The sequence below is a fragment of the Pseudomonas marginalis genome (genome assembly GCF_001645105.1).
Classification (GTDB): Bacteria; Pseudomonadota; Gammaproteobacteria; order Pseudomonadales; family Pseudomonadaceae; genus Aquipseudomonas; species Aquipseudomonas petroselini.
The window spans coordinates 107,450-121,806 of the sequence record NZ_LKEG01000022.1; the positions used below are offsets into that span (position 1 = coordinate 107,450).

Consider the following 14,357-nt stretch of genomic DNA (forward strand, 5'->3'; position numbering starts at 1 on the left):
GGTAGTGTTGGTCGATAAACGGCCGCTACCTGCCAGGCCGACACAACACAAGGAATGTATGCATGTGGCGTGAAATTGCCCCCGACCAGCAGTACGACGTGCAAGTCGACGGCCATAACCTCGTGGTCTACAGCTTTGGCGAAGGCGATGAGGTGCTGCTGTGCCTCAACGGCGGGCCGGGCCTGCCGTGTGACTACCTGCGCGACGCCCATGGCTGGCTCAAGGAACACAACCTGCGAGTGGTTGCATTCGACCAGCTTGGCACGGGCGCATCAGCCAGACCCACCGACGTTTCGCTGTGGGAAATCGGCCGATATGTCGAAGAAGTCGAAACCGTGCGCCAAGCCCTGGGCCTGGGCCGCGTGCATCTGCTCGGGCATTCCTGGGGCGGCTGGCTGGGCATCGAATACGCCATCCGTTACCCCGACGCGCTGAAAAGCCTGATCCTCGAAAACACCGTCGGTGACATTCCGCACCTGTCCCAGGAGCTCGAACGCCTGCGTGGCGCCCTCGGCAGCGAAACCGTGGCGATGATGCAGCGCCACGAAGCCATGGGCACCCTGGACCACCCGCAGTACCAGGCAGCGATCACGTTGCTCAACTACCGCCACGTGTGCCGTCTCGACGAATGGCCCGAGCCGGTCAAACGTTCCCTCGGCGACTGGAACATGGGCCCTTACGAAACCATGCAAGGCCCCAACGAGTTCCTCTACATCGGTAACCTCAAAGACTGGAACCGCATCCCTGAGATGGCCGCGTTCACGATGCCGATCCTGATCACTACCGGCCAGCACGACGAACTCACCCCGGCCTGTGCCCTGCGCATGAAAATGGCGGCTAAACACGCCCAATTGCACGTTTTCCCCAACAGCAGCCATATGCCCTTTTATGAGGAACCCCAGGCGTACTTCCCGGTGCTGTTGGACTTCCTTGCGCGTCATCGAGGCTGACGGATGAACCTGGCGCGCTACCGTTTTGTCCTGTCCCGGCCGCTGCAGTTGCTGCCGGTGCTGTTTGGCATCAGCCTGATTACCTTTGTGCTGGTGCGCTCGATTCCCGGCGACCCGGCCCGTGCCCTGCTGGGTTCGCGCAGCACGCCCGACGCCTTGCTGAAAATCCGCGCCCAGTACGGCCTCGACCAGCCGTTGTGGCTGCAATATTTCTACTTCCTGAAAAATCTGCTCAAGGGCGACCTCGGCCAATCGCTGCTGTACAAGGTCGACGCGCTCAAGCTGATCGTCACCCGCATCGAACCCACGCTGGTATTGGTGCTCGGCAGCGTGGTGCTGGCGCTGCTGATCGCGGTGCCGCTGGCGACGTTGGCCGCGCGTAACAAGGGCGGCTGGGCGGATAACCTGATCCGCGTGTTCACCACGGTCGGCCTGGGCATGCCGGCGTTCTGGCTGGGCTTGATGCTGATCCTGTTGCTGAGCGTGCAGTGGGGCTTGTTTCCCGTGTCCGGTTACGGTCGTACCTGGCTGGACAAGGCGCATCACATGGTGCTGCCGTGCCTGACCATCGCCCTGGCGCTGTCGGCGGTGCTGGTGCGCAACCTGCGGGCGAGCATGCTGATGGAGTTGCAGGCTGACCATGTCACCGCCGCCCGGGCTCGTGGGCTGTCGGAAGCCGCCGTGTTTCGCCGCCATGTGCTGCCCAATTCCCTGGTGCCGGCGGTCAACCTGCTGGCGGTGAATATCGGCTGGCTGATCAGCGGCACGGTGGTGATCGAAAGCCTGTTTGCCATTCCCGGCATCGGCCAGTTGCTGGTGCGCGGCATTTTCACCCGCGACTACATGGTGGTGCAGGGCGTCGCCATGGTGCTCGCCTGCGCGACAGTGGTGGTCAACTTCATCGCCGACGTGGTGACCGTGGCCCTCGACCCACGGGTGAAGATGCAATGAGCAGCCGCCCGTTGATTGCCCCATGGCGTTTGCGCCTGCGTTTTGGTTTTCGCAATGGCCGCCTGACGGCTGCGTGGGGCCTGTTGATTTTGCTGGTGTGGCTGGCGCTGGCGCTGTGTGCGCCGTGGATTGCACCTTATGACCCGATTGCGCAAAACACCGATATCAGTTTGCTCGGCCCGAGCCTTGCTCATCCCTTTGGCACGGATAACTACGGTAGGGACATCCTGTCGCGGGTCATCTGGGGCGCGCGCATTGACCTGCAGTTGGCCATCGTCGGGGTGATTTTCCCGTTCATGATCGGCACCTTTGTCGGCGCGGTGTCGGGCTATATCGGCGGGCGTTTCGACAGTTTCTGCATGCGCCTGATCGACGTGATCCTGGCATTCCCGTTCCTGGTGTTGATGCTGGCGATCATGGCCATCCTCGGTCCAGGCCTGAAGAGTTTCTATATCGCCATGGCGTTGGTGGGCTGGGTGTCGTATGCACGGCTGATCCGCTCGCAAATCCTGGTGCTCAAGGAAAGCGACTTTGCCCTGGCCGCCAAGAGCCTGGGCTTTGGCCATGGGCGCATTCTGTTCCGGCATTTATTGCCTAACGCCATGTTCGGCTCGATCGTGTTTTCCATGTCTGACGCCGTATTGGTGCTGCTCAATGGCGCCGCCGTGAGTTACCTGGGCCTGGGCGTGCAACCGCCGACCGCCGAGTGGGGGACGATGGTGGCCGAGGGGCAAGCCTTTATCACCACCGCGTGGTGGATCTGCACCTTCCCAGGGCTGGCCATCGTGACCTTGGCCATGGGCTTCAGCTTGCTGGCGGATGGCGTGGCGCAAGTGCTGGGGGATCGCTCATGAGCGTGCTGCAGGTGCGCGATCTCAGCGTGATCGCCAACAATGCCGGGCGCGAGGTGACCTTGGTCGACCGCGTGTCTTTCGATCTGGCCGAGGGCGAAATCCTTGGCTTGGTGGGTGAGAGCGGCTCGGGCAAGACCATGGCCTGTCGCGGTCTTATGCGCTTGCTGCCATCGCCCAACCTGCGGGTGCAGGGCGGTGCTGTAAGGCTGGCCGGGCAGGACCTGTTGCAGCTGGATGATGCGGGGATGCGCGCGATACGCGGCGGGCAACTGGGCATGATTTTCCAGAACCCCAGCAGCCACCTTGATCCGCTGATGCGCATCGGCGAACAGATTGCCGAAGGCATTCGCCTGCACCAAGGTGCATCGAAGAAAGACGCCCGGCTGCAGGCCATCGACGTGTTGCGCCAGGTGGGCATTCCCGATCCCCAGGCGCGCATCGACAACTACCCCCACGAGTTTTCCGGCGGCATGCGCCAGCGCGCAATGATCGCCGTGGCGCTGGGCTGCAACCCGAAAGTGCTGATCGCCGACGAGCCGACCACCGCCCTGGATGTGACGGTGCAGGCGCAAATCCTGCGGCTGTTGCTGGACCTGCGCGATCAACGCGGGCTGTCGATCATCATGATCACCCACGACCTCGGCGTGGTCGCGCAAACCTGCGACGCCATTGCCGTGATGTATGCCGGGCGCCTCTGCGAGCACGGCAGCAAATACGACCTGCTGGCCCGGCCACAGCACCCGTACACCGCCGGTTTGATCGACTGTCAGCCTGCCCACAGCAGTGGCCACGCCTTGCTGCGCACCATCCCCGGGCAGCCGCCGTTACTGGATGCATTGCCCGCCGGCTGCCGGTTCAACCCGCGTTGCCCGCAGGTCGGCGCCTTGTGTACCGAGGTGCTGCCGGAAGGCGCGCGCGTCGCCTGTCATTACCCGTTGGGAGCGCAGCCATGAGCCTGTTGCAGATCAAGGACCTCGAGGTGAAGTTTGCCGCGTCGGGCACCGGCCTGTTCGGTTTGAACAAGCAGTGGGTGAGGGCGGTGAACGGTGTGTCGCTGAACCTGGCGGCGGGCGAAACCCTGGGGCTGGTCGGCGAGTCCGGCAGCGGCAAAAGCACCCTGGGCCGCGCCATTCTGCACCTCAACCCGATCAGCGCCGGGCAGGTGTTGTTTGATGGCGTCGACATGGCCCACGGCAGCGCCATCGACATCACCCGCCTGCGACATGAAACCGCGATGATCTTCCAGGACCCGTACGCCGCGCTGAACCCGCGCCACACCATCGGCGAAACCATCGCTGAAGTGCTGCGGGTGCAGCGCAAGGTGGCGCCGCAGCAGATTCCCGCGCGCGTGAATGAGCTGCTCGACCTGGTCGGCCTGCGCCCCGAACTCGCCGACCGCAAACCCGGCTCCCTCAGCGGCGGGCAATGCCAGCGCGTCGGCATTGCCCGGGCGCTGGCAGTGGAGCCACGACTGATCATCGCCGATGAGTGCGTGGCGGCGCTGGACGTGTCGATTCAGGGCCAGATCATCAACCTGCTGCTGGAACTGCAACAGCGCATGAACCTGGCGATCCTGTTCATCGCCCATGACCTCGCCATCGTGCGCCGCCTGTGCGACCGCGTGGCGGTGATGTATTTGGGCAAGATTGTCGAGGAAGGCCCGGTGGAGGCGGTCTTTACGACGCCACGCCATCCGTACACGGCGGCGCTGATCCAGGCGATTCCCGAGATTGACCCGCATCGGCCGTTACCTACGGAGCCCTTACCGGGTGAACCCCCGAGCCCACTGAATTTGCCTACGGGCTGTGCCTTTCACCCGCGTTGCCGGCATGCCCGCTCCATGTGTTCCGTGGTGTTGCCGCCGACGCATTTCCTGCACGAGCATCGGTACAGTTGCGTGCTTGAAGAACCTTTGCTTTAACCCTCTGCCATTCATTAACAAGGAGTTGTGATATGCAATCGCGCCACTTGAAGTTGCTCGCCGCCGCCACATTGACCGCCTGGTCGCTGACCGCTGGTTTCGCCCAGGCGGCGGGTGTATTGACCATCGGCTGCCGTGAAGACAGCACCACGTTCGACCCGATCAAAAGTGCTCAGAACCGCGACACCTGGGTCTTCGCCAACGTCTACGACACCCTGGTGCGCGTCGACAACCTGGGCACCAAGATGGAGCCGGGCCTGGCCGAAAGCTGGGACATCTCCAAGGACGGCCTGACCTACACCTTCAAGCTGCGTGATGCGAAGTTCTCGGATGGCTCGCCGATTACCGCCGAAGATGCGGCGTTCAGCCTGTTGCGTATTCGCGACAACAAAGCCTCGCTGTGGGCCGATCCGTTCAACCTGATCAACACTGCCAAGGCGTCGGACCCGAAAACCCTGGTGGTCACCCTCAAGACTCCCGCCGTAGCCTTCCTCTCGCAACTGGCGTCGCCGACGGTGTCGATCCTGTCGGAAAAAGCCATGACCAAGATGGGCGAAGACGCCTACTCGGAAAACCCGGTGACCTCCGGTGCGTTTACCGTAGACGAGTGGCGCAAGGGCGATCGGGTGATCCTCAAGAAGAACCCGAACTTCTGGCAGGCCAAGAACGTGAGCCTGGATGGCGTGGAGTGGGTGTCCGTCACCGACGACAACACCCGCATGCGCATGGTGCAGAACAACGAGCTGGACACGGCGATCTTCGTACCGTTCTCACGGGTTGAAGAGCTGAAGAAAGACAAGAACGTGGTGATCCACGCCGACCCGTCGACCCGTGAAGATCACCTGCTGATCAACCACGCCCATGGCCTGCTGGCCAAGCAGGAAGTGCGTGAAGCGCTGGACATGGCTATCGACAAACAATCGCTGGTCAAGACCGCCACCTACGGTCAGGGCACCGTGGCCTATTCCTACATTCCAAAGGGCTCGCTGTACCACTACGCCAACAACCTGCAGCGCCCGTACGATCCGACCGCCGCCAAGAAGCTGCTGGAGCAGGCTGGCGCCAAGGACTTGAAGCTCAACTACGTGGTCAACGCCGGCAACGAAGCCGACGAGCAGATTGCGGTGATCATCAAGGACCAACTGGCCAAGGTCGGCGTGACCGCCAACCTGCAAAAGGTCGACCCGACCCAAAGCTGGCAGATGCTGGTGGACGGTGAGTACGATATTTCGGTGATGTACTGGACCAACGACATCCTCGACCCGGACCAGAAGACCACCTTCGTGCTGGGCCACGACACCAACCAGAACTACATGACCCGCTACAAGAACGACAAGGTCAAGGACCTGGTAGCCGCCGCACGCATCGAGGCCGACCCGGCCAAGCGTGAGCAGATGTATGTGGAATTGCAGAAACTGGCGAAACAGGACGTGAACTGGATCGACTTGTACTACAGCCCGTACATCAACATCTCACGCAAGAATGTGAGCAACTTCCTGCAAAACCCGCTGGGTCGCTTCACCCTTGAGGAAGTGGTGAAAAACTAAAGAACACGGCAATAAAAAAATGTGGGAGGGGGCTTGCTCCCGATAGCGGTGCATCAGTCAAAGAGGTTGTGACTGATCACCTGCTATCGGGGGCAAGCCCCCTCCCACATTTGGTTTTATAGTGTGCCTGTTATTGCGCGTCGAACGCCTGCCCGTTGATGCCGGCACTGTCCGGCCCCATCAGGTACAGGTACACCGGCATGATCTCTTCCGGCGCTGGCCTTTCCATCGGGTTCTCCCCTGGGTACGCCTGGGCGCGCATGCTGGTGCGCGTGCCACCGGGGTTGATGCTGTTGGCGCGTACCGCCGCCACATCCTCCAGCTCATCGGCCAGGGTTTGCATCAGCCCCTCGGTCGCAAACTTCGACACCCCATAAGCCCCCCAATACGCCCGGCCTTTACGCCCGACGCTGCTGGAGGTGAACACCACCGACGCATCCTGGGACAGTTTGAGCAGCGGCAGCAGGGTGCTGGTCAGCATGAACATCGCGTTGACGTTCACGTGCATGACCCGCATGAAATTCTCACCGGACAACTGCTCGATCGGCGTGCGTGGGCCGATGATCGAGGCGTTGTGCAGCAGGCCGTCGAGGTGGCCGAATTCTTTTTCGATCATCGCGGCCAGCTCATCGTACTGATGGGGCAGGGCGGTCTCCAGGTTGAATGGGATCACCACCGGTTGAGGCTGGCCCGCCGCTTCGATTTCGTCATAGACCTGGGCCAGGTTGGCTTCGGTCTTACCCAGCAACAGCACGGTAGCGCCATGGGCGGCGTAGGTTTTCGCCGCTGCCGCGCCAATCCCGCGACCGGCGCCGGTCACCAGGATGATTCGGCCTTTGAGCAGTTCTGGACGTGCGGAGTAATCAAACATAAACAACCTCGACAGAATTCACAGAAAATCCATGTGCTTGATCGCAGCCTCTGCTTTTGTGGCGAGGGAGCTTGCTCCCGCTGGCCTGCGTAGCAGGCCCATCTTTTGGGGCCGCTTCGCGCCCCAGCGGGAGCAAGCTCCCTCGCCACAAAGGCACATCAGCCGCAAGCATTCCCAATCAGCAACTGCACAGTGCGTTATCCAGCACTTTACGCAGCTCCAGCGGGTGATCCACCACCACATCCGCACCCCAATGGCGCGGGTTGTCGTCCGGGTGGATATAGCCGTAGGTCACCGCCGCGGTACGGGTGCCGGCGTCGCGGCCGGACTCGATATCGCGCAGGTCATCGCCCACGAACAGCACGCTGGCCGGGTCCAGGTCGAGCATCTTGCACGCCAGGATCATCGGCTCCGGGTCCGGCTTGCTGTTTTTCACATGGTCGGGGCAGATCAGCAGCGCCGAGCGCTCGGCCAGGCCCAGCTGCTGCATGATCGGTTCGGCAAAGCGCAGTGGCTTATTGGTGACCACGCCCCAGATCAGCTTGGCTTTTTCGATGTCTTCCAGCAGCTCGGCCATGCCGTCGAACAATTTGCTGTGGACCGCGCAGCCCTTGAGGTAGCGTTCGAGGAACTCCTGGCGCAGCGCTTCAAAACCTGGGGATTCCGGGTCCATCGAGAAGGTCACGGCGACCATCGCCCGCGCACCGCCGGAGATTTCATCGCGGATGTGCTGGGGATTGATCGGCGCCAGGCCGCGGTCGGCGCGCATGGCCTGGCAGATGGCGATAAAGTCCGGCGCGGTGTCCAGCAGGGTACCGTCCATATCGAAGAGAACCGCTCGCAACTTCACAGGCTCACTCCTCGCGCAGGGTCTGGATCATGTAGTTGACGTCAACATCGCTGGCCAGCTTGTAGTGTTTGGTCAGCGGGTTGTAGGTCAGGCCGATGATGTCCTTGACGGTCAGCCCGGCCTGGCGGCTCCAGGCGCCCAGCTCGGAAGGGCGGATGAATTTCTTGAAGTCATGGGTGCCGCGCGGCAGCAGCTTCATGATGTATTCGGCGCCGATGATCGCGAACAGGTAGGCCTTGGGGTTGCGGTTGATGGTGGAGAAGAACACCTGGCCGCCCGGCTTGACCATACGGAAGCACGCACGGATCACCGAGGACGGGTCCGGCACGTGCTCGAGCATTTCCAGGCAGGTGACCACGTCGAACTGCTCGGGCATCTCTTCAGCCAGGGCTTCGGCGGTGATCTGGCGATACTCCACGCTCACGCCGGATTCCAGCTGGTGCAGCTGGGCCACCGCCAAGGGCGCTTCACCCATGTCGATGCCCATCACGGTCGCGCCGCGCTGGGCCATGGCTTCGCTGAGGATGCCGCCGCCGCAGCCCACGTCCAGCACCTTCTTGCCGGCCAGGTTGACGCGTTCGTCAATCCAGTTGACCCGCAGCGGGTTGATGTCGTGCAGGGGTTTGAACTCGCTTTCGCGGTCCCACCAGCGGTGAGCCAGGGCTTCGAATTTGGCGATTTCGGCGTGGTCGACGTTGCTCATGGTGAATCCTCTAAATCTGATAAATCGGTTTGTCAGTCCTGAACGATACGGTTCAAGACCGGCGTTATTCGCGGTGCCCGCTGATACGTTGACCCCAGGCGATGGCCGTGGCGGTCAACTGGTGTTCATCCATGCGGGTCAACTGCCGGTCGTCGAGCAATTGCTTGCCGGCGACCCAAAGGTGTTTCACGCAATCGCGTCCGGTGGCATATATAAGCTGTGAGACCGGATCGTAGATCGGTTGTTGCGCCAGCCCTGACAGATCGAAGGCAACGATATCCGCCGCCTTGCCGACCTCCAGCGAGCCAATCTCGCTTTCCAGGCCCATGGCCCGCGCGCCATTGAGCGTCGCCATGCGCAGGGCCCGGTGGGCATCCAGCGCCGTGGCCGAACCGGCGACGGCCTTCGCCAGCATCGCCGCGGTGCGGGTTTCGCCCAGCAGGTCGAGGTCATTGTTGCTGGCGGCGCCATCGGTGCCGATGGCCACATTCACGCCAGCCTGCCACAGACGCTCCACCGGGCAAAAGCCGCTGGCCAGTTTCAGGTTGGATTCCGGGCAATGGATGACGCTGGTGTTGCTTTCTACCAGCAAAGCCAGGTCATCCTCGCTGATTTGGGTCATATGAACGGCCTGGAAGCGCGGCCCCAACAGCCCGAGGCGACCCAGGCGCGCCAGTGGGCGTTCGCCGGTCTGCTCGACGGCTTGCTGCACTTCAAAGGCGGTTTCGTGAACATGCATATGGATCGTGGCGTCCAGCTCTTCGGCGATTACGCGGATTTTTTCCAGGTTGTCATCGCACACGGTGTAAGGCGCGTGGGGGCCGAAGGTGATCTTGATGCGCGGGTGGTGCTTGAGGTCGCCGAACAGTTCGATGCCCTGGCGAATCGCCTCATCGGCCGTGCTGGCGCCGGGAATCGGGAAGTCGAGGATCGGAATCGCGATCTGTGCGCGCATGCCGCTGTTATGCACGCAGTCGCTGGCGACCTTGGGGTAAAAGTACATGTCGGAGAAGCAGGTGATGCCACCCTTGAGCTGCTCGGCGATGGCCAGGTCGGTGCCGTCGCGTACGAACGCTTCATCAACCCACTTGGCCTCGGCGGGCCAGATGTGTTTTTCCAGCCAGGTCATCAGCGGCAGGTCGTCGGCCAGGCCGCGAAACAGGCTCATCGCCGCATGCCCGTGGGCGTTGATCAGGCCGGGGCTGAGCAGCATGCCCGGCAGCTCGCGCACCTCGTGGGTTGCCAGCTTCAAGGCCGCTGCCCGTGGCCCGATAAAGGCAATGCGCCCATCGCGGATGCCCAGGCCATGCTCCTTGAGCACCACGCCAGCGGGTTCGACAGGCACCAGCCAGGTTGGCAGCAGCAACACGTCGAGCGGGGCGGCAGTGGCGGTCATCGCGGGCTTCTTCCCAGGCAGCTATAAAAGAAGGGCGAAGTATACCCGAGCGTCCTGGCTGGCGGATCGCTATAATCGGCGGCTTTGTTCTTGAGTGCGGAGTAAGGGATGCGCGATCGACTGTTGGCAGCGGAGAAGGTGAAGGCCATCGATTGGCGTGATGGCGCGCTGTACCTGCTCGATCAGCGCGCCTTGCCATCCCGGGAAAGCTGGGTGGCCTGCGTGACGGTCGAAGACGTGGCGGCAGCCATCCGTACGATGGTGGTGCGCGGTGCGCCGGCCATTGGCATCAGTGCTGCGTATGGCCTGGTGTTGGCGGCCCGTGTGCGCATCGCCGAGGGCGGTGACTGGCAGGCTGCCTGGGAAGAAGACTACGCACTGTTAGCCGATGCCCGTCCCACCGCATCGAACCTGTTCTGGGCGTTGAAGCGCATGCGCGACCGTCTGGATCGCGTCAAGAAGCACGCCGATCCGCTGGCGGTGCTGGAAGCCGAAGCCATTGCGATCCATGAAAGTGATCGCGAAGCCAACCTGACCATGGCCCAACTGGGCGTCGAACTGATCCGCAAGCACCAGGGCAATGCCCAGGCCATCCTCACCCACGGCAACGCAGGCGCCCTGGCGACCGGCGGCGTGGGAACGGCGCTCGGAGTGATTCGCGCAGCCTACCTGGAGGGCATGGTCGAGCAGGTCTATGCCAACGAAACGCGCCCCTGGCTGCAAGGTTCGCGGCTGACCGCCTGGGAACTGGCGGGCGAGGGCATTCCGGTAACGGTGAATGCCGATTCGGCGGGGGCGCATATCCTCAAGACCAAAGGCGTGACGTGGGTGATCGTCGGCGCCGATTGCATTGCCGCCAATGGTGATGTGATCAGCAAGATCGGCACCTACCAGCTGGCGGTGTGCGCGATGCACCATGGCGTGCGTTTCATGGTGGTGGCGCCGAGTTCCACCCTGGACATGATGATGGCCACTGGCGATGACGTTGCCCTGGAAGAGCGCGATATTGGTGAGTTGCTGGAAGTGGCCGGCCAGCGCTTTGCGGCGGATGTGAATGCCTACAACCCGGTGTTTGACGTGACGCCGGCCGACCTGATCGACGTGATCGTGACCGAGAAAGGTGTGGTCGAGCGGCCGGATACGGCCAAGTTGGCCAAGTTGATGTGCCGTAAGCGGTTGCATTGAGGGGTGCGGTGTTTGTGAAATGGCCTTCGGGGGCAAGCCCCCTCCCACACGTGAACGGCGAACGCATTCAAAATGTGGGCGGGGGCTTGCCCCCGATTGGCTTTATAAGTCAACAAAACCCTCGGATCTGGCCTCAGAAAAAAGCACCAACCCACCTCTGAGCCCCTCTCGTCGCCCTCAAGCCTGTCATCCGTCAACTTACTATGCTCCATGCGCATCAGGGGGATAGGTGCGTGGCGGCGATTGTGATAACATCCGGCGGTTTCCAGGGCCACCCCGAGGGGTGGCCTATAACGTGCAGATCCGTGTCATAACTCGTTGATTTGTCGTAAGTCGTTGTCAGGCACTCTGCCGGCAGCGGCGAGCTTCGTTCGTCCCAAATGGATGTGACGAGGTTTCACCCGAAAAAGGAATCAGGCTTCTCATGGGCGAACTGGCCAAAGAAATCCTCCCGGTCAATATCGAAGACGAGCTGAAACAGTCCTACCTCGACTACGCGATGAGCGTAATTGTCGGTCGGGCACTGCCTGATGCGCGCGATGGCTTGAAGCCCGTGCACCGGCGTGTGCTGTTCGCGATGAGCGAGCTGGGTAACGACTGGAACAAGCCGTACAAGAAATCTGCCCGTGTTGTCGGTGACGTGATCGGTAAGTATCACCCTCACGGCGACACTGCGGTGTACGACACCATCGTTCGGATGGCCCAGCCGTTTTCCCTGCGCTACCTGCTGGTAGACGGCCAGGGCAACTTCGGTTCGGTCGACGGCGACAATGCCGCAGCCATGCGATACACCGAAGTGCGCATGACCAAGCTGGCGCACGAGCTGCTGGCCGACCTGCATAAAGAAACCGTGGACTGGGTGCCGAACTACGACGGCACCGAAATGATCCCGGCCGTCATGCCAACCAAGATCCCCAACCTGCTGGTCAACGGTTCCAGCGGTATCGCCGTGGGCATGGCCACCAACATCCCGCCGCACAACCTCGGTGAAGTCATCGACGGTTGCCTGGCCCTCATCGACAACCCCGAGCTGACCGTCGATGAGCTGATGCAATACATCCCCGGTCCGGACTTCCCGACCGCCGCGATCATCAACGGTCGCGCCGGCATCATCGAAGCCTACCGCACCGGTCGCGGCCGCATTTACATGCGCGCCCGCTCGATGATCGAAGACATCGACAAGGTCGGTGGCCGCCAGCAGATCGTCATCACCGAGCTCCCTTACCAGCTGAACAAGGCGCGTCTGATCGAGAAGATCGCCGAGCTGGTTAAAGAGAAGAAGCTGGAAGGCATCACCGAGCTGCGCGACGAGTCCGACAAAGACGGTATGCGTGTTGTGATCGAGCTGCGCCGTGGCGAAGTGCCTGAGGTGATCCTCAACAACCTCTATGCCCAGACCCAGCTGCAAAGCGTGTTTGGTATCAACGTGGTTGCACTGATCGATGGCCGCCCACGCATCCTGAACCTCAAGGATCTGCTGGAAGCCTTCGTCCGTCACCGTCGCGAAGTCGTTACCCGCCGTACCGTGTTCGAACTGCGCAAGGCCCGCGAGCGCGGCCACATCCTGGAAGGCCAGGCGGTTGCGCTGTCGAACATCGACCCGGTGATCGCCCTGATCAAGGCTTCGCCGACCCCGTCGGAAGCTAAAGAAGCCCTGATCAAGATGCCGTGGGAGTCCAGCGCTGTCGTGGCGATGGTTGAACGTGCCGGCGCCGACTCGTGCCGTCCGGAGACCCTGGACCCGCAATACGGCCTGCGTGACGGCAAGTACTTCCTGTCGCCGGAACAGGCCCAGGCCATCCTGGAACTGCGCCTGCACCGCCTGACCGGCCTGGAGCACGAGAAGCTGCTGGCCGAGTACCAGGAGATCCTCAACCAGATCGGCGAGTTGATCCGCATCCTCAGCAGCGCCGTGCGCCTGATGGAAGTGATCCGCGAAGAACTGGAAGTGATCCGCGCCGAATACGGCGACGTGCGCCGCACCGAGATCCTCGACGCGCGCCTCGACCTGACCCTGGGTGACATGATCCCGGAAGAAGAGCGTGTGGTGACCATTTCCCACGGTGGCTATGCCAAGACCCAGCCGTTGGCGGCGTACCAGGCCCAGCGCCGTGGCGGTAAAGGTAAATCGGCTACCGGCGTCAAGGATGAGGACTACATCGCTCACCTGCTGGTCGCCAACAGTCACACCACGCTGCTGCTGTTCTCCAGCAAGGGCAAGGTGTACTGGCTGAAAACCTACGAAATCCCGGAAGCGTCGCGTGCCGCCCGTGGTCGTCCGCTGGTCAACCTGCTGCCGCTGGACAGTGATGAATACATCACCACCATGCTGCCGGTCGAGGAATACACCGAAGGTCACTTCATCTTCATGGCGACCGCCAAAGGCACCGTGAAGAAGACCCCGCTGGAATCCTTCAGCCGTCAACGCAGCGTGGGCCTGATCGCCCTGGAGCTGGACGAAGGCGACGTACTGATCTCCGCCGCCATCACCGATGGCGAGCGTGAAGTCATGCTGTTCTCCGACGGTGGCAAGGTGACGCGCTTCAAGGAATCCGACGTTCGTGCCATGGGCCGTACCGCCCGCGGTGTGCGCGGCATGCGCCTGCCGGAAGGGCAGAAGCTGATTTCGATGCTGATCCCGGAAGAAGGCAGCCAGATCCTCACCGCTTCCGAGCGCGGTTATGGCAAGCGTACGGCCATCAGCGAGTTCCCGGAGTACAAGCGTGGCGGCCAGGGCGTGATCGCCATGGTCAGCAACGACCGCAACGGCCGTCTGGTCGGCGCGGTCCAGGTGCTCGACGGCGAGGAAATCATGCTGATTTCCGACCAGGGCACCCTGGTGCGTACCCGTGTGGCTGAAGTGTCGAGCCTGGGCCGTAACACCCAGGGCGTGACCTTGATCAAGCTGGCCAAAGACGAAAAACTGGTCGGCCTGGAGCGTGTCCAGGAGCCGTCGGAAGTCGAAGGCGAAGCGCTGGAGGGCGAGGAAATTGAAGGCGAGGTGATCGCAGCAGGCGATGACAACGTCGACGAGCCAACCCTCGATGCTGCCGCAGACGAAGAAGAACCGCAGGAATAAGCGGACACACAGGGGGCGGATGAAGATTCGCCCCCTTGTTGTTTGTCCCT

At 62.2% G+C, this 14,357-nt stretch carries 12 protein-coding genes; 8 read left to right on the forward strand and 4 right to left on the reverse strand.

The annotated features are described in order from the left end of the window. The first annotated feature begins 62 nt into the window (after positions 1-62). From AO064_RS02980 to AO064_RS03005, 6 genes are read left to right on the forward strand one after another with little or no spacing between them, the layout of a single operon-like run. The gene (locus tag AO064_RS02980; protein WP_064052328.1) at positions 63-950 is read left to right on the forward strand and encodes a proline iminopeptidase-family hydrolase; all 888 of its coding nucleotides are present in this window, start codon (positions 63-65) and stop codon (positions 948-950) included. A gap of 3 nt (positions 951-953) precedes the next feature. After that, entirely contained in the window at positions 954-1,901 is a 948-nt protein-coding gene (locus AO064_RS02985) for an ABC transporter permease (RefSeq protein ID WP_012722919.1), read from the forward strand. Continuing rightward, a complete protein-coding gene (locus AO064_RS02990; protein ID WP_012722920.1) occupies positions 1,898-2,755 on the forward strand; it encodes an ABC transporter permease in 858 nt (285 codons plus the stop codon). The genes AO064_RS02985 and AO064_RS02990 overlap by 4 nt, the downstream gene beginning before the upstream one ends. Beyond that, positions 2,752-3,708 (forward strand): ABC transporter ATP-binding protein, encoded by a 957-nt coding sequence (locus tag AO064_RS02995; RefSeq protein WP_046035078.1) that lies wholly within the window; start codon positions 2,752-2,754, stop codon positions 3,706-3,708. The genes AO064_RS02990 and AO064_RS02995 overlap by 4 nt, the downstream gene beginning before the upstream one ends. Continuing rightward, a complete protein-coding gene (locus AO064_RS03000) occupies positions 3,705-4,676 on the forward strand; it encodes an ABC transporter ATP-binding protein (protein ID WP_012722922.1) in 972 nt (323 codons plus the stop codon). Before AO064_RS02995 ends, AO064_RS03000 begins: the two co-directional genes overlap by 4 nt. A 32-nt stretch (positions 4,677-4,708) precedes the next feature. Continuing rightward, entirely contained in the window at positions 4,709-6,223 is a 1,515-nt protein-coding gene (locus AO064_RS03005) for an ABC transporter substrate-binding protein (RefSeq protein ID WP_012722923.1), read from the forward strand. Positions 6,224-6,353: 130 nt separating this feature from the next. Here the strand turns inward: AO064_RS03005 and AO064_RS03010 are convergent, their stop codons facing one another. The 4 genes from AO064_RS03010 to AO064_RS03025 form a co-directional block, all read right to left on the reverse strand. Next, entirely contained in the window at positions 6,354-7,094 is a 741-nt protein-coding gene (locus AO064_RS03010; protein ID WP_012722924.1) for a YciK family oxidoreductase, read from the reverse strand. 178 nt (positions 7,095-7,272) lie between these two features. Then, positions 7,273-7,944, reverse strand: a complete 672-nt coding sequence (gene mupP, locus AO064_RS03015) for an N-acetylmuramic acid 6-phosphate phosphatase MupP (protein ID WP_064052329.1) — start codon at positions 7,942-7,944, stop codon at positions 7,273-7,275. Between the two features lie 4 nt (positions 7,945-7,948). Beyond that, positions 7,949-8,647, reverse strand: a complete 699-nt coding sequence (gene ubiG, locus AO064_RS03020) for a bifunctional 2-polyprenyl-6-hydroxyphenol methylase/3-demethylubiquinol 3-O-methyltransferase UbiG (protein ID WP_003172645.1) — start codon at positions 8,645-8,647, stop codon at positions 7,949-7,951. Positions 8,648-8,711: 64 nt separating this feature from the next. Then, entirely contained in the window at positions 8,712-10,043 is a 1,332-nt protein-coding gene (locus tag AO064_RS03025; RefSeq protein WP_064052330.1) for a TRZ/ATZ family hydrolase, read from the reverse strand. Positions 10,044-10,151: 108 nt separating this feature from the next. Here AO064_RS03025 and mtnA point away from each other — a divergent pair, with 108 nt between their 5' ends. Then, positions 10,152-11,228 carry an S-methyl-5-thioribose-1-phosphate isomerase gene (mtnA, locus tag AO064_RS03030; protein WP_064052331.1) on the forward strand — a complete coding sequence of 359 codons (1,077 nt, stop codon included), beginning with the start codon at positions 10,152-10,154 and terminating at the stop codon, positions 11,226-11,228. Between the two features lie 424 nt (positions 11,229-11,652). Beyond that, positions 11,653-14,307 carry a DNA gyrase subunit A gene (gene gyrA / locus AO064_RS03035; RefSeq protein WP_064052332.1) on the forward strand — a complete coding sequence of 885 codons (2,655 nt, stop codon included), beginning with the start codon at positions 11,653-11,655 and terminating at the stop codon, positions 14,305-14,307. Positions 14,308-14,357 lie beyond the last annotated feature (50 nt).

Coding starts and splice junctions, on each gene's coding strand:
- AO064_RS03010 (WP_012722924.1), bottom strand. CDS start 7,094: ATGTTTGATTACTCCGCACGTCCAGAACTGCTCAAAGGCCGAATCATC.
- AO064_RS03025 (WP_064052330.1), bottom strand. CDS start 10,043: ATGACCGCCACTGCCGCCCCGCTCGACGTGTTGCTGCTGCCAACCTGG.
- mtnA (WP_064052331.1), top strand. CDS start 10,152: ATGCGCGATCGACTGTTGGCAGCGGAGAAGGTGAAGGCCATCGATTGG.
- AO064_RS02980 (WP_064052328.1), top strand. CDS start 63: ATGTGGCGTGAAATTGCCCCCGACCAGCAGTACGACGTGCAAGTCGAC.
- AO064_RS03000 (WP_012722922.1), top strand. CDS start 3,705: ATGAGCCTGTTGCAGATCAAGGACCTCGAGGTGAAGTTTGCCGCGTCG.
- AO064_RS03005 (WP_012722923.1), top strand. CDS start 4,709: ATGCAATCGCGCCACTTGAAGTTGCTCGCCGCCGCCACATTGACCGCC.
- AO064_RS02985 (WP_012722919.1), top strand. CDS start 954: ATGAACCTGGCGCGCTACCGTTTTGTCCTGTCCCGGCCGCTGCAGTTG.
- AO064_RS02990 (WP_012722920.1), top strand. CDS start 1,898: ATGAGCAGCCGCCCGTTGATTGCCCCATGGCGTTTGCGCCTGCGTTTT.
- ubiG (WP_003172645.1), bottom strand. CDS start 8,647: ATGAGCAACGTCGACCACGCCGAAATCGCCAAATTCGAAGCCCTGGCT.
- AO064_RS02995 (WP_046035078.1), top strand. CDS start 2,752: ATGAGCGTGCTGCAGGTGCGCGATCTCAGCGTGATCGCCAACAATGCC.
- gyrA (WP_064052332.1), top strand. CDS start 11,653: ATGGGCGAACTGGCCAAAGAAATCCTCCCGGTCAATATCGAAGACGAG.